This is a genomic window from Pseudomonas sp. Leaf48, from assembly GCF_001421885.1.
Classification (GTDB): Bacteria; Pseudomonadota; Gammaproteobacteria; order Pseudomonadales; family Pseudomonadaceae; genus Aquipseudomonas.
In genome coordinates, this window is record NZ_LMLH01000001.1 from 406121 (window position 1) to 432027 (window position 25907).

At 59.2% G+C, this 25907-nt stretch carries 19 protein-coding genes and 1 riboswitch; of the genes, 14 read left to right on the top strand and 5 right to left on the bottom strand.

The window, feature by feature from the left end:
- Positions 1–31: 31 nt before the first annotated feature.
- The 3 genes from ASE98_RS01880 to ASE98_RS01890 all read right to left on the bottom strand — a co-directional run bounded on the left by ASE98_RS01880 (position 32) and on the right by ASE98_RS01890 (position 2982).
- Positions 32–529, bottom strand: coding sequence for a BRO-N domain-containing protein (locus ASE98_RS01880; protein ID WP_060539726.1), 498 nt, complete (start codon positions 527–529; stop codon positions 32–34).
- Positions 530–934: 405 nt separating this feature from the next.
- The gene (locus ASE98_RS01885) at positions 935–2182 is read right to left on the bottom strand and encodes a ribonucleotide-diphosphate reductase subunit beta (RefSeq protein WP_007978181.1); all 1248 of its coding nucleotides are present in this window, start codon (positions 2180–2182) and stop codon (positions 935–937) included.
- Between the two features lie 536 nt (positions 2183–2718).
- Positions 2719–2982 carry a DUF2790 domain-containing protein gene (locus ASE98_RS01890; RefSeq protein WP_060539727.1) on the bottom strand — a complete coding sequence of 88 codons (264 nt, stop codon included), beginning with the start codon at positions 2980–2982 and terminating at the stop codon, positions 2719–2721.
- A 494-nt stretch (positions 2983–3476) separates the two neighbouring features.
- On the opposite strand from ASE98_RS01890, the gene acs reads away from it, so the two are divergent.
- The 7 genes from acs (at position 3477) to argR (ending at position 11523) form a co-directional block, all read left to right on the top strand.
- Entirely contained in the window at positions 3477–5432 is a 1956-nt protein-coding gene (acs, locus tag ASE98_RS01895; RefSeq protein WP_060539728.1) for an acetate--CoA ligase, read from the top strand.
- 701 nt (positions 5433–6133) lie between these two features.
- Positions 6134–6913: an ABC transporter substrate-binding protein gene (locus ASE98_RS01900; RefSeq protein ID WP_060539729.1), complete on the top strand. Its 780-nt coding sequence runs from the start codon at positions 6134–6136 to the stop codon at positions 6911–6913.
- Between the two features lie 91 nt (positions 6914–7004).
- Complete coding sequence (locus ASE98_RS01905) at positions 7005–7694, top strand: ABC transporter permease (protein WP_034151464.1); 690 nt, start codon at positions 7005–7007, stop codon at positions 7692–7694.
- Positions 7691–8389 (top strand): ABC transporter permease, encoded by a 699-nt coding sequence (locus tag ASE98_RS01910; RefSeq protein ID WP_060539730.1) that lies wholly within the window; start codon positions 7691–7693, stop codon positions 8387–8389. The genes ASE98_RS01905 and ASE98_RS01910 overlap by 4 nt, the downstream gene beginning before the upstream one ends.
- Before the next feature lies 1 nt (position 8390).
- The gene (locus ASE98_RS01915) at positions 8391–9503 is read left to right on the top strand and encodes a M14 family metallopeptidase (protein WP_060539731.1); all 1113 of its coding nucleotides are present in this window, start codon (positions 8391–8393) and stop codon (positions 9501–9503) included.
- A 27-nt stretch (positions 9504–9530) separates the two neighbouring features.
- The gene (locus ASE98_RS01920) at positions 9531–10295 is read left to right on the top strand and encodes an ABC transporter ATP-binding protein (protein ID WP_007971015.1); all 765 of its coding nucleotides are present in this window, start codon (positions 9531–9533) and stop codon (positions 10293–10295) included.
- A gap of 247 nt (positions 10296–10542) precedes the next feature.
- The gene (gene argR, locus ASE98_RS01925; protein WP_060539732.1) at positions 10543–11523 is read left to right on the top strand and encodes a transcriptional regulator ArgR; all 981 of its coding nucleotides are present in this window, start codon (positions 10543–10545) and stop codon (positions 11521–11523) included.
- A gap of 74 nt (positions 11524–11597) precedes the next feature.
- Here argR and ASE98_RS01930 read toward each other — a convergent pair whose 3' ends face one another.
- Entirely contained in the window at positions 11598–16607 is a 5010-nt protein-coding gene (locus ASE98_RS01930; RefSeq protein ID WP_236707765.1) for a dermonecrotic toxin domain-containing protein, read from the bottom strand.
- Positions 16608–16892: 285 nt separating this feature from the next.
- On the opposite strand from ASE98_RS01930, the gene ASE98_RS01935 reads away from it, so the two are divergent.
- The 7 genes from ASE98_RS01935 (at position 16893) to astE (ending at position 24876) form a co-directional block, all read left to right on the top strand.
- Positions 16893–18113, top strand: coding sequence for an aspartate aminotransferase family protein (locus ASE98_RS01935; protein WP_060539733.1), 1221 nt, complete (start codon positions 16893–16895; stop codon positions 18111–18113).
- 299 nt (positions 18114–18412) lie between these two features.
- The gene (gene aruF / locus ASE98_RS01940) at positions 18413–19432 is read left to right on the top strand and encodes an arginine/ornithine succinyltransferase subunit alpha (RefSeq protein WP_060539734.1); all 1020 of its coding nucleotides are present in this window, start codon (positions 18413–18415) and stop codon (positions 19430–19432) included.
- A 68-nt stretch (positions 19433–19500) separates the two neighbouring features.
- On the top strand, positions 19501–20526 hold the full coding sequence (astA, locus tag ASE98_RS01945; protein WP_060539735.1) for an arginine N-succinyltransferase: 1026 nt from the start codon (positions 19501–19503) through the stop codon (positions 20524–20526).
- Entirely contained in the window at positions 20523–21992 is a 1470-nt protein-coding gene (astD, locus tag ASE98_RS01950; RefSeq protein WP_177336939.1) for a succinylglutamate-semialdehyde dehydrogenase, read from the top strand. The genes astA and astD overlap by 4 nt, the downstream gene beginning before the upstream one ends.
- 163 nt (positions 21993–22155) lie before the next feature.
- Entirely contained in the window at positions 22156–23502 is a 1347-nt protein-coding gene (astB, locus tag ASE98_RS01955) for an N-succinylarginine dihydrolase (protein ID WP_060539737.1), read from the top strand.
- A 61-nt stretch (positions 23503–23563) separates the two neighbouring features.
- A complete protein-coding gene (locus tag ASE98_RS01960) occupies positions 23564–23854 on the top strand; it encodes a hypothetical protein (RefSeq protein WP_060539738.1) in 291 nt (96 codons plus the stop codon).
- A gap of 11 nt (positions 23855–23865) precedes the next feature.
- Positions 23866–24876: a succinylglutamate desuccinylase gene (astE, locus tag ASE98_RS01965; RefSeq protein ID WP_060539739.1), complete on the top strand. Its 1011-nt coding sequence runs from the start codon at positions 23866–23868 to the stop codon at positions 24874–24876.
- Between the two features lie 156 nt (positions 24877–25032).
- Here astE and ASE98_RS01970 read toward each other — a convergent pair whose 3' ends face one another.
- On the bottom strand, positions 25033–25542 hold the full coding sequence (locus ASE98_RS01970) for a 6,7-dimethyl-8-ribityllumazine synthase (protein WP_060539740.1): 510 nt from the start codon (positions 25540–25542) through the stop codon (positions 25033–25035).
- A gap of 103 nt (positions 25543–25645) precedes the next feature.
- Positions 25646–25817, bottom strand: a riboswitch (FMN riboswitch).
- Positions 25818–25907: the final 90 nt, after the last annotated feature.

Genomic DNA, 25907 nt, shown 5'->3' on the forward strand with positions numbered 1-25907 from the left:
GCAGAAGGTTGCACCCTTTTTGCGAGGCCTGTTAAAGCAGGAAAAACTGCGAAACCTTCCGCCACCATGACGTTTGCTGTTGACCCAGCAGTAAACAAGGCATATCCCGCAATCGAATCCAGGGCTCATCCCGCCATTGCAGCAGGCTCAGAGACATTTCTGGCCACTCGAGCAAACTCAACAAAGGGCGATCGGTATTTTCTGGCTGCTCTGCATCACGTAAGGCCGGCACCACTTGATGAGTGATCCACTCACGCAGCAAGCGATTTCCTGGCGCATAGTGATACACCAACAGCGCGTACACACCGGACTCGCTGAGCATCATCTGCTTTGCCGGTTGCCGGTAATACTCAATCCACAGCGATCGGTACTGGTCTTTGTCTAGTTTGTTGACCATGCGCTCACTTAGATAGAAACCCATCAAGCGTCCGATATCGCGGGCACAAAACCATGGTTGGTTTTCCAGGAGGAGGGCGTGGAGAGGAAGGTTGTGGCGGGTGAAGGCTGTTACAGAGAAGAGATCAGACATAACCGATCCCCACAATGCGGAGAGTGACGAGATGGTTGTACTCAGGCATATCCATTACCTCTACGTTGGACTATGGCGGGCTTAACCCCAACGTAAAGTGGACATAAGAAGCTCCAACGAGCAAAAAGCCACACGCAGCCGTAAGATAAATCACCAGGGGTGACTACTTGTCTGTGTAATTGGCTAGCTTTCTACGTTGGGCGTTTCTTAGGCACCTAAGTAGAGCTTAGGGACGTTTCAAATATTGATCAATACGGATGGATCTGGGGTTGCTGTAGGAGCTTTTGCATTTGCTGAGAGTGTGAGTAAGAGTTTTCCTACCCCACAAAAAAGCCCCGATCAGATCGGGGCTTTCAGATGTTCGATTTGCCGATTCAAGTCGTCAAATCGCGGCTAACTCTGGGATCAATCCCAGCTCAAAGCCCCACCAGTCTGATACTCAATTACCCGAGTCTCAAAGAAATTCTTCTCTTTCTTCAAGTCCATAATCTCGCTCATCCAAGGGAACGGGTTTGTAGTCCCCGGATACTCTTCCTTCAGACCAATCTGCGACAGGCGACGGTTAGCGATGAACTTCAGATAGTCTTCCATCATCGCCGCATTCATGCCCAACACCCCACGAGGCATGGTGTCGCGAGCGTATTCGATTTCCAGCTGAGTGCCCTGCAGAATCATCTGCGAAGCTTCTTCCTTCATCTCGGCATCCCACAAGTGCGGGTTTTCGATTTTGATCTGGTTGATCACGTCGATGCCGAAGTTCAGGTGCATGGATTCGTCGCGCAGGATGTACTGGAACTGCTCGGCGACGCCGGTCATTTTGTTGCGGCGGCCCATGGAGAGGATCTGGGTGAAGCCGCAGTAGAAGAAGATGCCTTCCAGAACGCAGTAGTAGGCGATCAGGTTGCGCAGCAGTTCTTTGTCGGTTTCGACGGTGCCGGTTTCGAACTTCGGATCGGAGATGGAGCGGGTGTATTTGAGGCCCCAGGTGGCTTTTTTCGCGACCGATGGGATCTCGTGGTACATGTTGAAGATTTCGCCTTCATCCATGGCCAGCGATTCGATGCAGTACTGGTAGGCGTGGGTGTGGATCGCCTCTTCGAAAGCCTGGCGCAGGATGTACTGGCGGCATTCCGGGTTGGTGATCAGGCGGTATACGGCCAGGACCAGGTTGTTGGCGACCAGGGAGTCGGCGGTGGAGAAGAAGCCGAGGTTGCGCATCACGATGCGTCGCTCGTCGTCGGTCAGGCCTTCCGGGTTTTTCCAGAGGGCGATGTCGGCGGTCATGTTGACTTCTTGCGGCATCCAGTGGTTTGCGCAGCCGTCCAGGTATTTCTGCCAGGCCCAGTCGTACTTGAAGGGTACGAGTTGGTTGAGGTCGGCGCGGCAGTTGATCATGCGCTTTTCGTCAACGGCGACACGGGCGGAGGCGCCTTCGAGTTCGGCGAGGCCTTCGGCGACGTCGAGAGAATCCAGAGCAGCCTTGGCGCGGGCTACTGCGGCGGAGTCAGCGGCGGTCACGGCGCGTGCTTCGAGGGCGGCGGCACCGCCGGCGCTGTCGAGACGGTCCATGTTGGCTTCGGTGGCGTGGCCAGCGTTGGCGCTCTTGACCGCTACTTCCGTGTCTTCTTTGTCGAATTCGTCCCAGCTCAGCATGACGTGTCGTCTCCTGCGTGAGGGCCAGAGTGCCCGTGTGAAAATGGTTGGTTGGTTTTTCACACGGCCGTACTGGCCGCGTTGGATCTAAAGGAAATCGTTTCTTGCGGCAGCTAACGCAGGCAATAAAACAGAATTTTGTACGGGGTTCCGAGAGCCTCTGACGGGCGCGGAAATCGGTAAAGATCTCTGCGTGGGCTTCAGACTGGCTATTGATCCCTGTAAGGGGATATTGCAGGCCCGTTAGGGCGGCATTATAGGGAAATTTTTGCCGTCGTGGTGCGGCGAATCGGCCTACAGATCGGTCGAGAGGACGGGTTTTTCGGTCGGAGCGAGGGTTTACAGGGCTTTGGGGGCCATAGATTTTTTTTCGGGGAAAAGGGCGCTTATTGGTTTTTGCTCAAAAAACAACCAAAAACCGGGTTTTTCACTACATCTTGTGTTTTTGCGAGCTTTTCGATGTATCCAGACACAACCGAGCCCGACGGGAAGCCGGGCTGCGAAATCGCCTCGATTTAGAGCGCGGGCGTTGTTGCTCAGCCATTGGAGCAGCCATTGCCCATCATGCTGTAACGCAGGATATGCCGTTGACCCTTGGAGTCTTCGTATTCCATTTTCATCGGCACCACTTCGCATACGTTTGGGGTTTCGCTCATGGAGATTACTTTGGCGATGTCCAGGTTGGTGGAGTAAGTGTATTCCTCGATGACCGGTTGTTGCTGTGCGACATCGGTCGGGGCTTCGTCGGCCATGGCGTTCAAGCACAGGCTGCCCAGGGCCAGAACTAATAAAGCTTTCATCTGCTTTTACCTTTCTTGGGTCGAATGGGGTCACGCAACCTTTTTGGGGTTGCGTGCGGATCTGATTACTTGGGTTTGGGTTAACTGCCTTCGTGGGGGCTGTAACTTGGTTAACTCGGTTTGCCGGTTTGGCGGGGATGGATTTTAGGGCTGGGGGGTGCATTCATATAGGTGGGCTTTTGATAAACACTTTTGACAGATTTCGTAACAATCCCTGGAATCCAATTGGGTACGTCTGCGAGGGGCCGGTTTGCTGTTGATATTGGTGGCGCTGTGCGTCAGGTAGGCCGCCATCGCTGGCAAGCCAGCTCCCACAGGGTTTTGGAGGCATCCCCTTCGTTGGGGTGCGACAGGAAATGCTCGGTTTGGCTGGCTGGGTAACTATTCAGGACATTTTGTAGGGCCTTGTTACTACCATCGTCGAATGGTTCTATGGGGCCGGCGCGACTACAACTGGGTCATACAAAAACAACTATTCCACCGAGGTAAGAAAGATGAGTGCGGCTTCCCTGTATCCCGTTCGTCCCGAGGTTCTGGCCAATACGCTGACCGACGAGGCGACCTACAAGGCCATGTACCAGCAGTCCGTCGTCAACCCGGACGGCTTCTGGCGCGAGCAAGCCAAACGCCTCGACTGGATCAAGCCTTTCACCACGGTGAAGCAGACTTCCTTCGACGATCACCATGTCGATATCAAATGGTTTGCCGATGGCACCCTGAACGTTTCCTACAATTGCCTCGACCGTCACCTGGCCGAGCGAGGTGACCAGATCGCTATCATCTGGGAAGGCGATGACCCTTCCGAGAGCCGCAACATCACTTACCGCGAGCTGCACGAGCAAGTCTGCAAATTCGCCAACGCCCTGCGCGGCCAGGATGTGCACCGTGGCGACGTGGTGACTATCTACATGCCGATGATCCCTGAAGCCGTGGTCGCCATGCTGGCCTGTACCCGGATCGGCGCGATTCACTCGGTGGTGTTCGGTGGTTTCTCGCCGGAAGCCCTGGCCGGTCGCATCATCGACTGCCGCTCGAAAGTGGTGATCACTGCCGACGAAGGCATTCGTGCCGGCAAGAAGATTCCGCTCAAGGCCAACGTCGACGACGCGCTGACCAACCCGGAAACCAGCAGCATCCAGAAGGTCATCGTGTGCCAGCGCACCGGTGGCGACATCAAGTGGAACCAGCATCGCGACATCTGGTACGAAGACCTGATGAAAGTGGCGGGCACCGTTTGTGCGCCGAAAGAGATGGGCGCCGAAGAAGCGCTGTTCATCCTTTACACCTCCGGTTCCACCGGCAAGCCCAAGGGTGTGCAGCACACCACTGGCGGTTACCTGCTGTATGCGGCCATGACCCACGAGCGTGTGTTCGACTACCGTCCGGGTGAAGTCTACTGGTGCACCGCTGACGTCGGTTGGGTCACCGGCCACACCTACATTGTCTACGGCCCGCTGGCCAATGGCGCGACCACGCTGCTGTTCGAAGGCGTGCCGAACTATCCGGACATCACCCGGGTGGCGAAGATCGTCGACAAGCACAAGGTCAATATTCTCTACACCGCGCCGACCGCGATCCGTGCGATGATGGCTTCGGGCACTGCCGCTGTGGAAGGTGCCGATGGCAGCAGCCTGCGCCTGCTGGGTTCGGTGGGCGAGCCGATCAACCCGGAAGCCTGGGACTGGTACTACAAGAACGTCGGCAAATCCCGTTGCCCGATCGTCGACACCTGGTGGCAGACCGAAACCGGCGCGACCCTGATGAGCCCGCTGCCGGGTGCTCATGGTCTGAAACCGGGTTCTGCGGCGCGTCCGTTCTTCGGCGTGGTGCCGGCGCTGGTGGACAACCTGGGCAACATCATCGAGGGCGTGGCCGAGGGCAACCTGGTGATTCTGGATTCGTGGCCAGGCCAGGCACGTACGCTGTATGGCGATCACGACCGCTTCGTCGATACTTACTTCAAGACGTTCCGTGGCATGTACTTCACTGGTGACGGTGCTCGTCGCGATGCCGATGGTTACTACTGGATCACCGGTCGCGTGGACGACGTGCTCAACGTGTCTGGCCACCGCATGGGTACCGCCGAGATCGAAAGCGCGATGGTCGCTCACCCGAAAGTTGCCGAGGCAGCGGTGGTGGGTGTGCCGCATGACATCAAGGGGCAGGGCATCTATGTGTATGTCACCCTTAAAAACGGCGAAGAGCCGAACGAGCAATTGCGCCTGGAGTTGAAGAACTGGGTGCGCAAGGAGATCGGTCCGATTGCTTCACCGGATGTGATTCAGTGGGCGCCGGGGCTGCCGAAGACTCGTTCGGGGAAAATCATGCGGCGGATTCTGCGCAAGATTGCTACTGCTGAGTACGACGGATTGGGAGATATCTCCACCTTGGCCGATCCGGGTGTGGTGCAGCATTTGATTGATACGCACAAGACGATGAATGTGGCGTAAGCGTCGCGTCTGAGTCGCTCAGAGCCCTGCCCGGCATTGCGCCTGGCGGGGCTTTTTAATGTCTGGGGATTGTGTGTTGGTTGTGCCGGCCTCTTCGCGGGCAAGCCCGCTCCCACAGGGGGTTGTGGTGTGCGGATGATCTCTGTCCAGCTGTATGAAACTGTGGGGCGGGCTTGCCCGCGATAGCATTCGGTCAGACACCACTTAAACAGTAGCCAATAATTATCGGCTTTGTACGTAGGGCTATTCCTACTGTTACCCCGCGATTGCTCAGGTTACTGAATGTGTAACCGCATCGCGCCGATCCGGGGCATTGGGAAACGCATAGCCCTGATCCAGGGCATCACAACCACGGATAATAAATAAGATCCCACGCTACGCTTGCCGGATTAGAAGGCTTTGCCAATAATAGGCCCGCAATTTGCAATGTTGATTGGTTCACTCCCTTTTGCTCTTGCATGATTTTGCATGGGCTGTCAACGCGCCTGACGGCATTCTCGGTGCTTCTGTAACTAGTTGTCGCATTGAAGAAATATCGGCCTCGGGCCTGTCGTTAGAATGCCGATCACTCGCTCGTCGTTGCCGGTGTTGAATTCAACGCTCGTATCCCGGGACGCAGCATTGCTTTTCGGTTCTACTCATTCGCATATTGGGCTAACGCTCACTCTGCCGTTTCAGCCCTATACCGATGGAGTCCCAAGATGAAGAAACTCGTGCTGCTTGGCGCCCTGGCACTGTCCTCCGTGCTGTCCCTGCCAACCTTCGCCGATGAAAAGCCTCTGAAAATTGGTATCGAGGCGGCTTACCCTCCGTTCGCTTCCAAAGCGCCGGACGGCAGCATCGTTGGTTTCGACTACGACATCGGCAACGCCCTGTGCGAAGAGATGAAGGTCAAGTGCGTTTGGGTCGAGCAAGAGTTCGACGGTCTGATCCCGGCGCTCAAGGTGCGCAAGATCGACGCCATCCTGTCGTCGATGTCGATCACTGAAGACCGCAAGAAGTCCGTGGACTTCACCAACAAGTACTACAACACCCCGGCCCGCCTGGTCATGAAGCAGGGCGTTCAGGTCAGCGAAGGCCTGACCGAGCTCAAGGGCAAGAACATCGGCGTGCAACGTGGTTCGATCCACGAGCGTTTCGCCCGTGAAGTCCTGGCCCCGCTGGGTGCCGAGATCAAGCCATACGGTTCGCAGAACGAAATTTACCTCGACGTGGCTGCCGGCCGCCTCGACGGCACCGTGGCAGACGCTACGCTGCTGGAAGACGGCTTCCTGAAAACCGACGCTGGCAAAGGCTTTGCGTTCGTCGGCCCGGCGTTCACCGACGTCAAATACTTCGGTGACGGCGTAGGCATCGCCGTGCGCAAGGGCGACAAGGCTGAGCTGGACAAGCTCAACGCCGCCATTACTGCCATTCGCGAGAACGGCAAGTACAAGCAAATCCAGGACAAGTACTTCGCTTTCGACATCTACGGCAAGTAACCCGTCCAGGCGACAAGTCCGAAATGGCGCAAGCAACAGAATCTCTGCGGTTTGCGCCATTTTTTCATCCCAACTTCCGAGGACCTGAATCATGTTGAAAGGCTACGGGGCTGTCATCCTCGATGGCGCTTGGCTGACGCTTCAGCTCGCCTTGTCGTCCATGGCCCTGGCCATTGTTCTGGGTCTGATCGGCGTGGCGCTGCGCCTGTCGCCGGTGCGCTGGCTGGCCTGGCTGGGCGACCTGTATTCCACGGTAATCCGCGGCATTCCCGACCTGGTGCTGATCCTGCTGATTTTCTACGGTGGCCAGGACCTGCTCAACCGCGTCGCACCGCTGCTCGGTTTTGACGACTACATCGACCTGAACCCGTTGGCCGCCGGTATCGGCACCCTGGGCTTCATCTTCGGTGCGTACCTGTCGGAAACCTTCCGTGGCGCCTTCATGGCGATCCCCAAGGGGCAGGCGGAAGCCGGCATGGCTTACGGCATGAGCAGTTTCCAGGTGTTCTTCCGGGTACTGGTGCCGCAGATGATTCGTCTGGCGATCCCGGGCTTTACCAACAACTGGCTGGTTTTGACCAAGGCTACTGCGCTGATTTCGGTGGTGGGTCTGCAAGACATGATGTTCAAGGCCAAGCAGGCGGCCGATGCCACCCGCGAGCCTTTCACCTTCTTCCTCGCGGTGGCGGCGATGTACCTGGTGATCACCAGTGTGTCGTTGCTGGCATTGCGTCACCTTGAGAAGCGCTACTCGGTAGGCGTAAGGGCGGCTGATCTATGATCTTCGACTACAACGTCATTTGGGAGGCCATGCCGCTGTACCTCGGCGGCCTGCTGACCACCCTCAAACTGCTCGGGCTGTCGCTGTTCTTCGGCCTGCTGTGTGCGTTGCCCCTGGGCCTGATGCGGGTTTCGAAGAACCCGGTCGTCAACATGTCGGCCTGGCTCTACACCTACGTGATCCGCGGCACGCCGATGTTGGTGCAACTGTTCCTGATCTACTACGGTCTGGCACAGTTCGAAGCGGTGCGTGAGAGCTTCCTCTGGCCGTGGCTGTCCAGCGCGACCTTCTGTGCGTGCCTGGCGTTTGCTGTCAACACCAGCGCCTACACCGCCGAAATCATTGCCGGCAGCCTGCGCGCCACGCCGAACGGCGAGATCGAAGCGGCCAAGGCCATGGGCATGTCACGCTTCAAGATGTACAAGCGCATCCTGCTGCCGTCGGCCCTGCGCCGGGCGCTGCCGCAGTACAGCAACGAAGTGATCATGATGCTGCAGACCACCAGTCTGGCGTCCATCGTGACCCTGATCGACATCACCGGTGCCGCACGCACGGTCAACGCCCAGTACTACCTGCCGTTTGAGGCGTACATCACCGCCGGCGTGTTCTACCTGTGCCTGACGTTCATTCTGGTGAAGCTGTTCAAGCTGGCCGAGCGCCGCTGGTTGGGCTACCTGGCCCCGCGGAAGCACTGATATGGAACGCATCGATCATGTGTTGCCGTGGAGCCACTTGGGCAGCGAACGCCAGATCTCGGTGTTTCGCTTCGGCAGTGGCGAGCGCAAGGCCTACATTCAGGCCAGCCTGCACGCCGATGAACTGCCGGGCATGCGCACAGCCTTCGAGCTGAAAAAGCGCCTGGCCGAACTCGAAACCCAGGGCTTGCTCAACGGTGTGATCGAACTGGTGCCGGTGGCGAACCCGCTGGGCTTGAGTCAATTGCTCCAGGGCAATCATCAGGGGCGTTTCGAGGCGGGCAGCGGCAAGAATTTCAACCGCGACTTCGTCGAGCTGAGCGCGCCAGTGGCCGCTGCGCTGAACGGACACCTGGGCGATGACCCGCACGCCAACATTCGTTTGATTCGCCAGGCCATGAGCGATGCACTGGCCGCGCTGCCACCGGCATCCAGCCAGTTGCAGGGCATGCAGCGCATCCTGCTCAGCCATGCCTGCACCGCTGATGTCGTGCTGGACCTGCACTGCGACGCCGAAGCGGCGCTGCACATGTATGCCTTGCCGCAGCATTGGCCGCAGTGGCGTTCACTGGCTGCGCACCTGAACGTGCGGGTCGGGCTGCTGGCGGAAGACTCCGGCGGCAGTTCCTTCGATGAAGCCTGCTCGCTGCCATGGCTGCGTTTGTCGCGTCTGTTCCCGGATGCGCAAATTCCACTGGCGTGCCTGGCGACTACCATTGAATTAGGTGGCCAGGCCGACACCGGCCGCGCCGAGGCCTGCGCCCATGCTGAAGGCATTCTGGCGTTCCTCGCCGGGCAAGGCCTGATCAGTGGCGAATGGCCACAAGCTGCGCAAGACGCTTGCGAAGCGATGCCGTTCGAAGGCACCGAATTGCTGATGGCACCCCATCCGGGGGTGGTGAGTTTCCTGCGTAAACCCGGTGAGTGGGTTGAAGCCGGTGACGAGATTTTTGAAGTGATCGATCCGTTGGCGGATCGGGTCAGCACGGTGTGTGCTGGTACGTCCGGGGTGCTGTTTGCCATTGAGCGGCTGCGTTATGCCCAACCCGGTTTCTGGCTGGCCAAGGTGGCGGGGCGCGAAGCGCTGCGTCACGGGCGCTTGCTCAACGACTGACTGACTGTTTTTGTGAGAACCGACCGCATGTACAAACTTGAAGTCCAAGACCTGCATAAACGCTACGGCAGTCACGAAGTGCTCAAGGGCGTGTCCCTGAAAGCGGCAGCCGGCGATGTGATCAGCATCATCGGCTCCAGTGGCTCCGGCAAAAGTACTTTCCTGCGCTGCATCAACCTGCTGGAGCAGCCGCACGCGGGCAAGATTTTGCTCAACAACGAAGAGTTGAAGCTGGTGGCGAACAAGGACGGCGCGCTGAAGGCGGCTGATCCGAAGCAGTTGCAACGCATGCGTTCGCGCCTGTCGATGGTGTTCCAGCATTTCAACCTGTGGTCGCACATGACCGCGCTGGAAAACATCATGGAAGCGCCAGTACACGTACTGGGCGTGTCCAAGGCCGAAGCCCGCGAGAAGGCCGAGCACTACCTGAACAAGGTGGGCGTGGCGCATCGCAAGGACGCTTACCCGGGCCACATGTCCGGCGGCGAACAACAGCGAGTGGCGATTGCCCGGGCGCTGGCGATGGAACCGGAAGTGATGCTGTTCGACGAACCGACCTCGGCCCTAGACCCGGAGCTGGTGGGTGACGTGCTCAAAGTCATGCAGGCCCTGGCTCAGGAAGGCCGGACCATGGTCGTGGTGACCCACGAAATGGGTTTCGCCCGTGAAGTGTCGAACCAGTTGGTGTTCCTGCACAAAGGTGTCGTTGAAGAGAGCGGCAACCCGCGTGAAGTGCTGGTTAACCCGCAATCGGAGCGTCTGCAACAGTTCCTCTCCGGCAGCTTGAAGTAAACCGAACTCCCGTTGCGCACCGGGATAGTGCATGCTTCGCAACCTGGATGCCGGCCCAATCCCCTGTGGGAGCGGGCTTGCTCGCGAAAGCGGTGTATCAGTCAACATCGTTGCTGTCTGAACCACTGCTTTCGCGAGCAAGCCCGCTCCCACATTTGATCTTTGCTGGTTTCGGGATTTGCGTACATTTGCGGGCTAGCATTGGCCCATGCCTTCATCACTGTTCTTCGTTTCGGATTGCCCGCCCATGACTGCCCATCGAATTGGTTTCCTGATTTGGCCCAGCACTAAAGCTCTGACGCTGGCGCTGGCTGAGGAGGCCTTGCGTGTTGCCCAGCGTGTGCATCCGGACGTGGTCTACGAACTGTCGTTCTTGCAGGCCGAGCCACCGGTCGAAGGCGCCTGGCAATTGCCCGGTGAGGCCTGGACCGGCAAGCTCGAAAACTTCCAGAAACTGTTCCTGCTCGCCGATGAGCCGCCCACCGCATTGGCGCCGGCGCTCAGCAGTGGGCTCAAGCAACTGGTGCGTGCCGGTTGTGTGATCGGCGGTTTGTCCGCGGGTGTTTATCCGTTGGCGCAACTGGGTTTGCTCGACGGTTATCGCGCGGCCGTGCACTGGCGCTGGCAGGACGATTTCGCCGAACGTTTCCCGAAGGTCATTGCCACCAGTCATCTGTTCGACTGGGATCGTGATCGCCTGACGGCTTGCGGCGGCATGTCGGTACTCGATTTGTTGCTGGCAGTACTGGCCCGCGATCACGGCGCGGAACTGGCCGGTGCGGTGTCGGAAGAGTTGGTGGTCGAGCGCATCCGCGAGGGCGGGGAGCGTCAGCGCATTCCGTTGCAGAATCGTCTCGGCTCCAGCCATCCCAAGCTCACGCAAGCCGTGCTGCTCATGGAAGCCAACATCGAAGAGCCCCTGACCACCGACGAAATCGCCCAGCACGTGTGCGTGTCCCGTCGGCAGCTGGAGCGCATCTTCAAGCAATACCTCAACCGCGTGCCGAGCCAGTATTACCTGGAGTTGCGCCTGAACAAGGCCCGGCAGATGTTGATGCAGACCAGCAAGTCGATCATCCAGATCGGCCTGTCTTGCGGCTTCTCGTCGGGGCCGCACTTCTCCAGCGCTTATCGCAACTTCTTCGGCGCCACGCCGCGGGAAGATCGCAACCAGCGCCGCAGCAGCAGCCCGTTCGAGTTGTCGTCGGTGCCTCCGGAGCGCGGATAGGTTTCACCCATAAGCTGATCGAACGCCATGGGGTCGGCAAACCCCATGGTCTCGGGCAGGCGTGCTATCAGGTTTCATTCGGGATTGACTGGTACGCCATTCACCGGCACCGGGATGTTGGCTATCCCATCGATCTGGAGATCATTACCGGTTCGACGGTAATAATCGGCAATCAGCTGGAGGCTGTCAGCTGTGAATGGATTGCCGCTGAAGTCAAATCCTGCACCGATATCGGCATTGACCTCCAAAAGGTCGACGGGCATCTCGGTAATTGCGTTAAAGCTCAAGTCGGCGTCTACCCGGATATCGTTACTGAGCAATCCCCCCGGAATCTCCGTGAGCCCACAACGGCTCAGGTTCAATGACAACTGCGTCATGTTGCTCAGATCGGGTGCGAGCCCCAAAGGGTTATTCCTCAGGTTGATCAGCTCAAGGCGCGTCATTTCTGCCAACCCATTGCGGGTTTGTTCGGTCAGGGTGATGCGGCATTCAGGCAGGCTCAGCTCGCTCAGGCTTCGCATCCTGAACACGCTGTCGGGGATGTTATCCAGTTGGTATCCGCGCACGGTCAGGCGCTCCAGGTTGGGAAAGTACTCCAGGAACTGGCTCGCTCGCGGGGCGATGTGACCGGTGCTGGTGAGCATCAGTTCAGGGACATGGCTGAAGCCGGCTGTCAGTACTGGAAGATCACCCATAATCGGCAGCGTCGACACGAACGCGAACTCGCTGGCGGCCGCATTGACTGTGGGTATTCGGCGCCAGCAACGTTCAAGGTCTTGCTTGAACTGATCCCTTTTGACGTGCTCCTGGTACATCTCATCGGCCGTGAGGGGCGTACCGGTTTCAGGATGGACGTTGGGAACGTCGTTCGACCATACGGTGAGGTCGCTGATCATGTCGGCAAGCTCGGCCTCCTTGCGCGCCAGAACGGTCCGACCCTCCGGCAACGTGCCAGGCAAGCGATAGATATAGTCACTCGCTTCTTCTCTATCCAGCCCTGGGTACAGGTCTCTCACTCGATCGATGTCCACCTGTTCGGCGAATACCCCAAGGTCCCGTCCGGTTTGACCGAAGTAGATTTTGATGCGCTCGCGGGAGGTGGCAGACAGCGGATTGTTCGCAAAATCAAAGCCTTCGCTGATGTCGCCCGGCAGTTCAAAGATAAAGGCGGGCAGTTCACTTATCTGATTGTCATAGAAGATGGCGGTTCGAAGTCGCGGGCAATTGCGCAGTCCCGCGGGAATGCTGGTGATGCCGGTACTGGAAAGGTCGATGTAGGTCAGTTTGGGGAGCGCGTCTACCTCGGGGGCGAAACCAAGCGGGTTGTTTTCCAGGTCGAGTACCGACAACTCATGCAACTGGCCAAGGGATGCCTGATCTGCGGGAGTGAGGGCGATGCCACAATCACTCAGGATCAATTCGTCCAGCCCGGTCATGTTCGAAATCGTTTGGGGCATGCGGTTCAGGACAAAATTACGCATTTCCAGGCGACGCAAGCCAGGGAAACGCCCAAGGAAAGGTTCGATCCCGCGCGCCGCACTGCTGCCATTGAGTGACAGCATGGAGATGTGACCGTAGTCGGCGCTCAAGGTCGGCAGATCGCCGAGTATCGGCTGGGAAAATACAATGCTGTAGCCGTGATCTGCGCCCGCTTCGGCGTCATACAAGTCGGTCTCTTTGCGCCAGCCACGCAGCAGTTGCTCGCGCAGCAGTCTGCGGTTCTGTATTTGTGCGGCTGTTTCCAGCGGGCTGAGTCTTGCGTTGGTTTGCGGATGAAAGGCTGGTGGGTTGTTAGCCCAGATTTGAAGGTCGTTCAATAACTGGAAATACTCGTCGCGCAGACGAGAAAGCTCCGCGCGCGGGCCCGCGGGGTGACCTTGCAGTCTTTGAACCAGGGCCTGATTCTCCTGTGGGGAAAGCCTGGGGTAAAGCTCGCGCACTCGTTCTGCCAGTGTTCGGGGTACTTCGCTCCTGAGGCGGGGATAACCGTTCGTGCCCAATAGGCGCAGTGTGTCTATGGGGGGGGCCGGAATGGGTGGGTGCGCAATCGCCGTTCGAAGCTCCGATCGTTGCAGCGGGGAATCGTGTATGGCCCGCTGCAGTTTGTGTCCTTGACCGATTTGATAACCCAGCGCCTGGCGCTCCGCGTCAGGCAAGGCCTGCAAGACACTGGTGTAGAAATCCGAGGCCCCATGCAGTTGCTGCCCGCGGTCGTCAAACGTCTCGAAGGTGCCGGACTTCTGTCGTACCAGCACTTTTTGTATGGGCGCATCCTGAGGGCCGATGCTGTCTGCCACGGGGGCCTCATAAAACTGATCGCGGATTTCCAGGCGTACCTCGCGGGACCAGCCGGGCAGTGTTTCCAGGCTTCGGAGCATCAGTGTGTCGGTGTCCGGATTTGCGACAGCGTCGAGATCCAGCCCTTCGTAGGCGCGGGTGACGCGCACTTCCTGCTCGGCAAAACTCGCGAGCCGTTCCAGCCTCTCGGGTAGGTGGCCTTCACTGATTTGCAGCAGTTCGGTGCCCGTGGCGTTGTTGACAAGTTCCTGCGCCACGATTTTCGGTAACTGCGGATGAGCCTGCACGATGTCTTGTACGAAGGGGTCGTTGCTTTGCTCAAGGGCTTTGTAATGAGCGTCAAAAAGTTCGGATTTATTGTCCCTGATGATTTGCGCCAGCTTCTTTCTCAGGGCGTGGGTGCGGCTTTCAAGGGCATTGAGCGGATTACCGAACGCTTCATTTGTCGACAGGTTGAGCTTGCCTTCGTTGAGTGTTTGAAGCAGCGTCTTGAGAACGTCTCCATCGATCAACTGGTCTTGTCGCAGGTCGATCGGGGTTAGATCGTCCCGGGTCGAAGACTCCCAGGCCAACTGCCCTTGCTCATCCCAAAGGCGCAGTCTGCTGCGTTCAGGCAATAGTCCGCTTTCGTTCAGGATTCGAAGTTGGGTCGCGGGGTCGGCATTCAAGTATTGCTCAGGCTGGTCACTGGCCAGCTGCTCAGAGACGCGCTGCAACTGCTCATCGATGGTAAAGCGCTCGAGCGTGTCGGCGAGCAGCGGCGGCAAGGGTTCCTGATTGACGTGCATTTTGCGCAAGGCGTCTTCAGAGCTGCCGCTGATTTCTAGCATGCGTTCTCGTTGCGCGGGGGAAAACGACTCGACCCTGTGCCCGATGCGGTCCAGTGATGTGGCTTTATCCCACTCCATCGGATGTTCCAGCTCGGTTTGCCAGGCGCCATCACCATTACCCCGCAGAATCGGCTTGTAAGCATCGGCACGGGTCGGGTGCTCAATCTGATGGTTCTGGGACAGTGGGTCTTTGCTGACAACGAAGTGCTCGCCTTCGATGGGCAGAATGTCTCTGCCTTCATGCTGATGCAAGCCCAGGCTATTGGGCCTCGAGCTCTCTGGCAGTGGGATTTTCTGCTTGTAGGTCGTCAGGTCGAGCTTCCAGTAAAGGGTTTTTCCGCCAGGACCTGCAACGGGTTTGAACCGATCGATGAATGCTACGATTTCGCGAGGAAGTACCTTGCGGAACTCGCCGATGACAATGGCGCCACCCACTAAAAACATCCCCAGCTGGATGAGCGATTCGGCAGCGCCCATCACGTGTTCAAAGGCTTCGGCCGTCTGGCCCTCGGCCCATTCGATGATCCCTTCGAAGGTTTCATCGAGCATCTGCCAGGCCATGTACGCGAGCATCGCCTCACCCAAAAAAGGTATGAATGGCAGGAGTACGAATGAAGCGACCTCCAGGATCGATTTGGCGGTGCTGGCCACCGAATCCAGGAATGCCCAACGAACCCGTTGATCGACTTGCGCGGTAGGGATGGCGATGGCCCGTGCATCGTTGAGGATCTTGTTCAGCCGGCTCTGATAAAGGTGTTGCCGCAGGTCGCCCTCGATGGGGGTGGCTGCCAGGTTCAGATTGGGGGCCTCCAGCGGCGTCTCTCGCCAGGTGGGTAAACTGCTGCCGGGCTCAGGTGTATGCCACTGGATTTGAGCCAGGCTGGCATTGAGTTGACCGAAGAAGTGGCCTCTGCCTTCATGCGGGATGAACCGGCTGAAGAAGCGCTGGTAATCGGGGTTGCGCAGTTGCCGCGCTAGCTCCCTGACAAAATCGCTCGTTGAAGGGTATTGCTTGATCGGGTGCTCAGGGTCATCCGGGACATACACCACAATCTGTGCAGTGTCGCGGGTCTGTTCAAGTTGTCGGGAGAAAAGCAAAACACCGGTGAGCGGCGTGGACAGGATCGACAGCTCGTGACAAAGCATGGAGGTGCGGTTCAGTCGCAGGCCTTCCAGGCCATCCATCAGGCCTTTGATCATTAGCGCGTTTGCCTCTTGAACGTCCCTGTTCATTCGGGCGAACAGCAGCGCAGCCTTTAACGCCGCCTCCTGGCTTTCATCGACGTGGCGGCGCAGCACGGCAGCGGCGACTGGATTGGTTACGCCAAGGTTATCTTCGAGGTATTCCTGATATTTGCGCCCGATGTCCAACTCCCGGCACAGTCGGGTAAAGCCCGCGATGCCAACCGTCTCTTTGAGGCCGGCAATTGTCTGGAAATGACCCAGTTCATCGGGTTTGGTAATGAATGAGGAGTCCGCTTCATAAGCCTCTTCAAGGGTTTCACTCTCCTCAAAATTGTGCAGCGCGGCGTCCAGTAGCGACACTGTCCAGATCCGGGCGGCGCCCAGTTGTAGAGGGATGTACAGACGCAAGAAGGTTTTACGTACATCCAGGTTCGGCAGGTCGAAGCGCTCATTCAACGCATTGACCAGCAACGGCTCGGCAAAACCGGCGGCGTCCTGCAGTTTCTCCAGTATTCGATCGACTTTGTTCTGTACGGTCCACTGCTGCGCAATGAGCGCTCTCAAAACTGCATGCGAAGCGGCGGGCAGGTGCTTGAAGTGCTCGGGCATCCCTGGTCGAACGCGGCTAAATGCCTGGCGTTTTACCGGGATCGCCTCGCCAAGCCAGCGCGGCACGCTATTTTGCAGGGGCGCATAGTGCTCGTCGGGGTGTTCGCCGGGAAATGCGTGGGCCGTTGCTGGTGTTGACAGGTTCTGTTCTGAAGTTGGCATTGTGATGACCCTCGAGGGATTAAATAAGCCTCAATGGAAAACGATGCCGATGATCGGGGGGTGGTACATATTTATAGGGTGCAGGTGACGCTGCCTATAAATCGCCGGGGCAGTTAAACTGCGCCTTTGCGACCCTATATGTCGCATTGCCGTAAACCCGGGAAAATCCGGGGTTTGCGCTATAAGAAGTTGTCGCTTGGCGGCAAGGCCGGGCTGAAAACTGTCCTTACAATCCTCACCAAGCTCGCCAGTTTCAGGCGAGTGTTTTCTCTTCAGGAGACTCCGATGTCCGTTGAGCACGCTGCGGTACAACGCGCCGATTTCGATCAGGTAATGGTTCCCAACTATGCGCCTGCCGCATTCATTCCTGTGCGTGGCGCCGGTTCCCGCGTCTGGGACCAGTCCGGTCGCGAGCTGATCGACTTCGCTGGCGGGATTGCCGTTAACGTATTGGGCCATGCGCACCCGGCGCTGGTCGGTGCCTTGACCGAGCAGGCGAACAAGCTGTGGCACGTGTCCAACGTGTTCACCAATGAGCCGGCCTTGCGCCTGGCCCACAAGCTGATCGATGCCACCTTTGCCGATCGCGTGTTCTTCTGCAACTCCGGCGCCGAAGCCAACGAGGCCGCCTTCAAGCTGGCCCGTCGCGTCGCTTTCGATCGTTACGGCAGCGAGAAGTACGAAATCATCGCAGCGCTCAACAGTTTTCACGGCCGTACCCTGTTCACCGTGAACGTCGGTGGCCAGTCGAAGTACTCCGACGGTTTCGGCCCGAAGATCACCGGTATCACCCACGTGCCGTACAACGATCTGGCCGCGCTGAAAGCCGCCATTTCCGACAAGACCTGCGCCGTCGTTCTGGAGCCGATCCAGGGTGAGGGCGGCGTGCTGCCGGCTGAACTGGCCTACCTGCAAGGTGCCCGTGAGCTGTGCACCGAGCACAACGCGCTGCTGGTGTTCGACGAAGTGCAAACCGGCATGGGCCGCAGCGGCAAGCTGTTTGCCTACCAGCATTACGGCGTGACCCCGGACATCCTGACCAGCGCCAAGAGCCTGGGCGGCGGTTTCCCGATCGCAGCGATGCTGACCACCGAAGAGCTGGCCAAGCACCTGGTCGTCGGCACCCACGGCACCACCTACGGCGGTAACCCGCTGGCGTGCGCCGTTGCCGAAGCCGTGATCGACGTGATCAACACGCCTGAAGTGTTGGCCGGCGTCAACGCCAAGCACGACAAGTTCAAGACCCGCCTTACGCAGATCGGCGAGAAATACGGCCTGTTCACTCATGTTCGTGGTCTGGGCCTGTTGATCGGTTGTGTGTTGAACGACGCCTGGAAAGGCAAGGCCAAGGACATCTTCAACGCCGCTGAACAAGAAGGCCTGATGATTCTGCAAGCCGGCCCGGACGTCATTCGTTTCGCCCCGAGCCTGGTGGTGGAAGACGCCGATATCGATGCTGGCCTGGATCGCTTCGAGCGCGCCGCGGCAAAACTGACGCAAGCCTGATAGACCCTTCGGCGCCTGATTGTCAGGCGTCGAACCTGATTTTGTATGCCGGCCCCGCTTTTCTGTAGGAGCGAGCCTTGTGGCGAGGGGGCTTGCCCCCGTTGGGGTGCGAAGCACCCCTGAAAACAGTCGGCGCGCTAATCAATCAGAACGCATTGACTGTTTTCGCGATTGCTTTGCAATCGAACGGGGGCAAGCCCCCTCGCCACGCAAAGTAGCTCCCACCGTTGACTCTGAGTTGTTTCAGGGATGGCCCGGGATTTTTTCTTCTGTAAGTTCTGAGATAAAGGAGTGACACCATGCTGGTGATGCGCCCCGCGCAAATGGCTGATCTGGGCGAGGTACAGCGTCTGGCTGCGGACAGCCCGATTGGTGTCACTTCCTTGCCGGATGACGTTGAACGCCTGAGCGACAAGATCGCCGCGAGCGAAGCCTCGTTCGCCGCCGAAGTAAGCTTCAACGGCGAAGAGAGTTATTTCTTCGTCCTCGAAGACACCGCCACCGGCAAACTCGCCGGTTGCTCGGCCATCGTCGCGTCGGCCGGTTATTCCGAGCCGTTCTACAGCTTTCGCAACGAAACCTTCGTGCACGCCTCTCGCGAGCTGAAGATTCACAACAAGATCCACGTGCTCTCCCAGTGCCACGACCTGACCGGCAACAGCCTGCTGACCAGTTTCTACGTGCAGCGCGAGCTGGTGGGTTCGCCGTGGTCGGAACTCAATTCCCGCGGCCGTCTGCTATTCGTGGCCAGCCATCCCGAGCGCTTTGCCGATTCGGTGGTGACCGAGATCGTCGGTTACAGCGATGAAAACGGCGATTCGCCATTCTGGGACGCCATCGGCCGCAACTTCTTCGACCTCAACTACGCTGAAGCCGAGCGTCTGTGCGGCCTGAAGAGCCGGACGTTCCTTGCCGAACTGATGCCGCATTACCCGATCTATGTGCCGCTGCTGCCGGACTCCGCTCAAGAGGCGATGGGCCAGGTGCATCCACGGGCGCAGATCACCTTCGACATCCTGATGCGTGAAGGCTTTGAGACCGATCACTACATCGACATTTTCGACGGCGGCCCGACCTTGCACGCCCGCGTCTCGGGGATCCGTTCGATCGCCCAGAGCCGTGTGGTGCCGGTAAAGATCGGCGAGCCAGTCAAAGGTGTCGGTCGCCAGTACCTGGTGTCCAACGCCCAGTTGCAGGATTACCGCGCGGTGATGCTCGAGCTCGATTACGCGCCGGGCAAACCCGTGACCCTGGACCTGGAAGCGGCCGAAGCCCTGGGTGTCGGCGAAGGTGCCAGCGTGCGCCTGGTAGCCGTTTAAAACGCCTGAGTTTCCTGCAAAGCAGCGAGTTTCACGGGTGGCGCAAGCGGCCCGTTTGAGGAGATAGCATGATCGTTCGTCCCGTACGCAGCAGCGATTTACCCGCTCTGATCGACCTGGCCCGTAGCACCGGCACCGGCCTGACCACCTTGCCGGCCAACGAAGAGCGTCTGGCCCATCGGGTTGGCTGGGCCGAGAAGACTTTCCGCGGCGAAGCCGGGCGGGGCGATGCGGACTACCTGTTCGTGCTCGAAGACGACAATGGTCGCGTGGTGGGCATTTCCGCCATTGCCGGCGCCGTCGGCCTGCGTGAGCCTTGGTACAACTTCCGGGTTGGCCTGACCGTCAGCGCCTCCCAGGAGCTGAACATCTACCGCGAAATCCCGACGCTGTTCCTGGCCAACGACCTGACCGGCAACTCTGAGTTGTGCTCGCTGTTCCTGCACGCCGATTACCGCACGGGCCTCAACGGCCGCATGCTGTCCAAGGCGCGGATGCTGTTCATCGCCGAGTTTTCGCAGATGTTCGGCAACAAGATCATTGCCGAGATGCGCGGTGTGTCCGACGAAGCCGGGCGTTCGCCATTCTGGGAAAGCCTGGGCCGGCACTTCTTCAAGATGGAGTTCAGCCAGGCCGATTACCTGACTGGCGTGGGCAACAAGGCGTTCATCGCCGAGCTGATGCCGAAGTTCCCGCTGTACACCTGCTTCCTGTCGCCGGATGCGCGCAACGTGATCGGTCAGGTGCACCCCGACACCGAGCCGGCGCTGGCCATGCTCAAGAGCGAAGGCTTCAGCTATCAGGGCTATGTCGACATCTTCGACGCAGGTCCTGCGATCGAGTGCGAAACCGGCAAGATCCGCGCGGTGCGTGACAGTCAGGCGCTGGTGCTGGCCATCGGCACGCCGGGTGACGACGCAACGCCGTTCATCATTCACAACCGCAAGCGCGAAGACTGCCGGATCACTGCCGCACCCGCACGTCTGGCCGCCGGCACCCTGGTGGTTGACCCGTTGACTGCCAAACGTCTTCAACTCAACGCCGGTGACCAAGTGCGCGCCGTGGTGTTGTCCGCTGCACGGGAGTCGAAATAATGAAGTCGCTATACATTGCAGGTGAATGGCTGGCGGGTCAGGGCGAAGCCTTTGAGTCGCTCAACCCGGTGACCCAGCAAGTGCTGTGGTCCGGTGTCGGCGCCACCACTGCCCAGGTTGAATCGGCTGTGCAAGCGGCGCGACAGGCGTTTCCGGGCTGGGCCCGAAAAACGCTGGAGCAGCGCATTGCCGTGCTGGAAGCCTTCGCCGCCGCCTTGAAAAGTCGCGCAGACGAAATGGCTCACACCATTGGCGAAGAAACCGGCAAGCCGCTGTGGGAAGCCGCGACCGAAGTGACCAGCATGGTCAACAAGATCGCGATCTCGGTGCAAAGCTACCGTGAACGTACCGGCGAGAAGAGCGGCCCGCTGGGCGACGCCACCGCCGTGTTGCGCCACAAACCCCACGGTGTGGTGGCGGTGTTTGGTCCTTACAACTTCCCTGGTCACTTGCCCAACGGTCACATCGTGCCGGCGCTGCTGGCCGGTAACAGCGTGCTGTTCAAGCCTAGCGAACTGACGCCGAAAGTCGCCGAGCTGACGCTCAAGTGCTGGATCGAGGCAGGGCTGCCGGCGGGCGTGTTGAACCTGCTGCAAGGCGCGCGGGAAACCGGTATCGCCCTGGCGGCGAACCCGGGTATCGACGGCCTGTTCTTCACCGGCTCCAGCCGTACCGGCAATCACCTGCACCAGCAATTCGCCGGTCGTCCGGACAAGATCCTTGCGCTGGAGATGGGCGGCAACAACCCGCTGGTGGTCGATCAGGTCGCCGACCTCGACGCGGCGGTGTACACCATCATTCAGTCGGCATTCATCTCTGCCGGTCAGCGTTGCACCTGTGCCCGCCGTCTGCTGGTGCCGCAAGGCACCTGGGGCGACACACTGCTGGCGCGTCTGGTGGCGGTCAGTTCGACCATTGCGGTCGGTGCTTTCGACCAGCAACCGGCGCCGTTCATGGGCTCGGTGGTTTCCCTCGGCGCGGCGAAAGCGCTGATGGATGCCCAAGAGCATCTGTTGGCCAATGGCGCTGTGGCGCTGCTGGAAATGACCCAGCCACAGGCTCAGTCGGCCTTGCTGACCCCAGGCATTGTGGATGTCAGCGCCGTGGCCGATCGTCCTGACGAAGAGCTGTTTGGTCCGTTGCTGCAAGTGATCCGCTACGCTGATTTCGAGGCCGCGATCGCTGAAGCCAACGACACCGCCTACGGCCTGGCGGCCGGCTTGCTGTCGGATTCCGAGGCGCGTTATCAGCAGTTCTGGCTGGAAAGCCGTGCGGGTATCGTCAACTGGAACAAGCAATTGACCGGCGCCGCGAGCAGCGCACCGTTCGGCGGCGTCGGAGCCTCGGGCAACCATCGCGCCAGCGCCTACTACGCGGCGGATTACTGCGCGTACCCGGTGGCCTCGCTGGAAACACCGAGCCTGGTGATGCCGGCCGCTTTGACGCCTGGCGTGAAGATGGCGTAGCGCCCATTCGCGAGCAAGCCCGCTCCCACAGGAGTTGCGTCGAACACAAAATGTGTGAGCACCTCTGAACCTGTGGGAGCTGGCTTGCCAGCGAAGGCCGCGACTCGGTCTAAAAGAATTGTTACCTGAGCCTATAACAACAGATTCTCGTGGAGCCTCGCTGATGAAATCCTATGAAGTCAATTTTGACGGTCTAGTGGGGCCGACCCATAACTACGGCGGCCTGTCCTACGGCAACGTCGCGTCCCAGAGCAACAGCCAGCAGTCCTCCAACCCCAAGGAAGCGGCGCTGCAAGGCCTGGCAAAAATGAAAGCGCTGATGGAAATGGGCTTTCAGCAAGGCGTGCTGGCGCCGCAAGAGCGCCCGGATGTGGCCGCGCTGCGTCGCCTGGGTTTCAGCGGTAGCGACGCTCAAGTGATCGAGCGCGCCGCCAAAGAAGCGATGCCGCTGCTGGTTGCCAGTTGCTCGGCGTCGAGCATGTGGGTGGCCAACGCCGCCACAGTCAGCCCGAGCGCCGACACCGCTGATGGTCGCGTGCATTTCACCGCCGCCAACCTCAACTGCAAATACCACCGCAGCATTGAGCACCCGACCACCAGCCGCGTGCTGGGGGCGATGTTCGCCGATCAGAAGCACTTCGCCCATCACGCTGCCTTGCCAGCCGTGGCGCAGTTCGGTGACGAAGGCGCGGCGAACCACACGCGCTTCTGCCGCGAGTACGGCGAAGCCGGCGTCGAATTCTTCGTTTTTGGTCGCAGTGCATTCGACACCCGCTACCCGGCACCGCAGAAATACCCGGCGCGCCAGACCCTCGAAGCGTCCCAGGCCGTTGCTCGCCTGCACGGCTTGAGCGATGACGGTGTGGTCTACGGCCAGCAGAATCCGTCGGTGATCGATCAGGGCGTGTTCCACAACGACGTGATCGCCGTGGGCAATGGCGAGGTGTTGTTCTATCACGAGGACGCCTTCCTCGAGACCGAAAAGATGCTCGCTGAACTGCAGAGCAAACTCGCTAAAGTCGGTGGGAAGTTTCAGTCGGTCTGTGTTCCGCGTTCTGCGGTCAGCGTCGATGACGCGGTTCGTTCCTACCTGTTCAATAGCCAGCTGCTGTCGCGTCCTGACGGCTCCATGCTGTTGATCGTGCCGGAAGAATGCCGTGGCAACGAGCGCGTCTGGCAGTACCTGCAAGGTTTGACCAGCTCCGGCGGCCTGATCCGCGAGGTCAAAGTCTTCGATCTCAAGCAGAGCATGCAGAACGGCGGTGGCCCGGCTTGCCTGCGGCTGCGCGTCGCACTCAACGAAACCGAACTGGCGGCCGTCAACCCAGGGGTTATCATGACGGCACCGTTGTACGGCACACTGACCGAATGGGTCGAAAAGCACTACCGCGACCGCATGGCCGAAAGCGATCTGGCGGACCCGCAGTTGCTGCTTGAGTGCCGGACGGCACTGGATGAACTGACGCAAATCCTTAAACTGGGCGCGGTTTATCCATTCCAGATCAATTGATCGTCGGTGCGCTGCCCTGTGTGGCCGCGCGCCGTTTCATCTCCAATGAGAGCGTAAAGACATGAGCGATTCCCTGCAGCTGATCCTTGAAGACACCGACGGCACGCAACTGGAAACTTCCTGCACCCGCGTCGCGGTCATGTGGCAAGGCAAGGAGCTGTGGATTCAGCAGGACGGCCGTGGCCAGCTGCTGATCGGCGTGGACGTTGAAGAAGGCGACGAAGAGTACGCCAACCTGCTGCTGCGCCCGTTGGCGACTAATCTGGTAAGTCTGCAACTGGAAATGGAACCGGCTGACCTCGGCGACGACGAGGACCACGTGCACGGCCCGGATTGCAACCACGACCATTAAGGAACCGCTCTATGCTCGCCCTCGGCAAACTGCTTGAACTGACCCTCGCCGGCCGCGAACCGGCGGAGAAGACTCAACTGACTGTCGAAGGCGTGCGGATGCGCTGGTTGAGCGAAGGTGCGCTGGAAGTCCGGCCACCGCAAGCGCGTGACAACGGCCTGGACCTGCTGCTGTCGGCGGGCATCCATGGCAACGAAACAGCGCCGATCGAGTTGCTCGACCGCCTGTTGCACGACATCGCCCGTGGCGACCTCAAGCCGCGCGCTCGCATTCTGTTCCTGTTCGGCAACCCCGAAGCGATTCGCAAGGGCGAGCGTTTCGTCGAGCAGGACGTCAATCGGCTGTTCAACGGCCGTCATGAACAAAGCAGTGGCTGCGAAGCCCTGCGCGCCTGTGAACTGGAACGCCTGGCGGCGAGCTTCTTCAGCCTGCCGGATCGCCAGCGCCTGCACTATGACTTGCACACAGCGATTCGCGGCTCGAAGATCGAGCAGTTCGCCTTGTATCCCTGGAAAGAAGACCGCCAGCATTCGCGTCTGGAGCTGGCACGTTTGCGCGCCGCCGGCATGCAAGCGGTGCTGCTGCAGAACAAGCCGTCCATCGTCTTCAGTTCCTACACCTACGACAAGCTCGGTGCCGAGTCCTTCACCCTTGAACTGGGCAAGGCGCGGCCGTTCGGGCAGAACTCGGGGGTCAATGTTTCCTTGCTGGAAAACCGCCTGAAACAGATCATCGAAGGCACCGAGCCGGAAATGAGTGAAGAGGCGCTCGATGGTTTGCAGCTATTCAGTGTGGCGCGGGAAATCATCAAGCACAGCGACAGCTTCCGCCTGAACCTGCCGGTGGATGTCGAGAATTTTTCCGAGCTGGAAGTGGGTTACCTGTTGGCGGAAGACATCGCCAATACCCGCTGGATCATCGAAGAGCAGGGCGCGCGGATCATCTTCCCCAACCCCAAGGTGAAAAACGGCCTGCGTGCCGGCATCCTGGTGGTGCCGACCACCGACGAAAACCTGGCTTAAGACCAATACAAAACCCATGTGGGAGCGGGCTTGCTCGCGAAGACGGATTCACATTCAACGCATTCGTTGAATGTAAAATCGCTTTCGCGAGCAAGCCCGCTCCCACATTTGATATGGGTGAAGCGAAAGACTTCACCCATATCACGGGTTCGAGTTTTAGACAGCTACCGCACGCGGCTCGGTGCGACGCAGCGCACGTATCTTGTGCAGGGTATCGGCACAAGTCTTCGCCGCTTCCTGGCCTTTATGCACGAAATGCTCGAAGAAGAACTTCTGATGTTCTTCGCCGGCATGGAAGTGGTGCGGGGTCAGGGATACCGAGAACACCGGCACTTCAGTTTCCAGTTGCACCTGCATCAGGCCGCTGACCACCGACTGGGCAACGAACTCGTGACGGTAGATCCCGCCGTCCACCACCAGGGCGGCGGCAACGATGCCAGCATAACGACCTGTCTTGGCCAGCAACTTGGCGTGCAGGGGCATTTCAAAGGCGCCGCCGACTTCGAAGAAGTCGATGTCGGATTCCTGGTAACCCTGGGCAATCATTTCGGCGACGAAGCCTTTACGGCTCTGATCGACAATATCCTTGTGCCAGCAGGCCTGGATGAACGCTACGCGCTCGCCATGATGGTGTTTGCTTTTGCTATCGATTGCGGTGGGTTGCATGTTCTGACTCCTGTTTGTGTGAAAAACAGGGCTTATGAATCGAATGGGATTCAAGGGTACGCACGAGCGCAAAAAAAGCCTGCGGGCGGCCCTTCGGTGTCAATCCCGTTCTCTCTTCATCCGGACTATGACCGTCGGCCCCGGGATCACACCGGGTCTGCTGACCTTGTCGTCATGCACAGCCATTGCCGTGCCTGTCGCCAAGCGCTCGCGGGCTATGCGCATTGCGCGCAATTACCGCCGGTGGGGAGTTGCACCCCGCCCTGAGAACGTTTTTGCCGCCATTATGTTTGGCTGCGCAGCGTTTTTATCACATATTTGCGGTATGCGCATGGCCAATACCGGTCAGTCGGGGTGTACAACCT

Bases quoted from the DNA above. Each gene is read 5' to 3' on its own strand.
- ASE98_RS01880 (WP_060539726.1), bottom strand. From the start codon at position 529: ATGTCTGATCTCTTCTCTGTAACAGCCTTCACCCGCCACAACCTTCCT.
- ASE98_RS01885 (WP_007978181.1), bottom strand. From the start codon at position 2,182: ATGCTGAGCTGGGACGAATTCGACAAAGAAGACACGGAAGTAGCGGTC.
- ASE98_RS01890 (WP_060539727.1), bottom strand. From the start codon at position 2,982: ATGAAAGCTTTATTAGTTCTGGCCCTGGGCAGCCTGTGCTTGAACGCC.
- acs (WP_060539728.1), top strand. From the start codon at position 3,477: ATGAGTGCGGCTTCCCTGTATCCCGTTCGTCCCGAGGTTCTGGCCAAT.
- ASE98_RS01900 (WP_060539729.1), top strand. From the start codon at position 6,134: ATGAAGAAACTCGTGCTGCTTGGCGCCCTGGCACTGTCCTCCGTGCTG.
- ASE98_RS01905 (WP_034151464.1), top strand. From the start codon at position 7,005: ATGTTGAAAGGCTACGGGGCTGTCATCCTCGATGGCGCTTGGCTGACG.
- ASE98_RS01910 (WP_060539730.1), top strand. From the start codon at position 7,691: ATGATCTTCGACTACAACGTCATTTGGGAGGCCATGCCGCTGTACCTC.
- ASE98_RS01915 (WP_060539731.1), top strand. From the start codon at position 8,391: ATGGAACGCATCGATCATGTGTTGCCGTGGAGCCACTTGGGCAGCGAA.
- ASE98_RS01920 (WP_007971015.1), top strand. From the start codon at position 9,531: ATGTACAAACTTGAAGTCCAAGACCTGCATAAACGCTACGGCAGTCAC.
- argR (WP_060539732.1), top strand. From the start codon at position 10,543: ATGACTGCCCATCGAATTGGTTTCCTGATTTGGCCCAGCACTAAAGCT.
- ASE98_RS01930 (WP_236707765.1), bottom strand. From the start codon at position 16,607: ATGCCAACTTCAGAACAGAACCTGTCAACACCAGCAACGGCCCACGCA.
- ASE98_RS01935 (WP_060539733.1), top strand. From the start codon at position 16,893: ATGTCCGTTGAGCACGCTGCGGTACAACGCGCCGATTTCGATCAGGTA.
- aruF (WP_060539734.1), top strand. From the start codon at position 18,413: ATGCTGGTGATGCGCCCCGCGCAAATGGCTGATCTGGGCGAGGTACAG.
- astA (WP_060539735.1), top strand. From the start codon at position 19,501: ATGATCGTTCGTCCCGTACGCAGCAGCGATTTACCCGCTCTGATCGAC.
- astB (WP_060539737.1), top strand. From the start codon at position 22,156: ATGAAATCCTATGAAGTCAATTTTGACGGTCTAGTGGGGCCGACCCAT.
- ASE98_RS01960 (WP_060539738.1), top strand. From the start codon at position 23,564: ATGAGCGATTCCCTGCAGCTGATCCTTGAAGACACCGACGGCACGCAA.
- astE (WP_060539739.1), top strand. From the start codon at position 23,866: ATGCTCGCCCTCGGCAAACTGCTTGAACTGACCCTCGCCGGCCGCGAA.
- ASE98_RS01970 (WP_060539740.1), bottom strand. From the start codon at position 25,542: ATGCAACCCACCGCAATCGATAGCAAAAGCAAACACCATCATGGCGAG.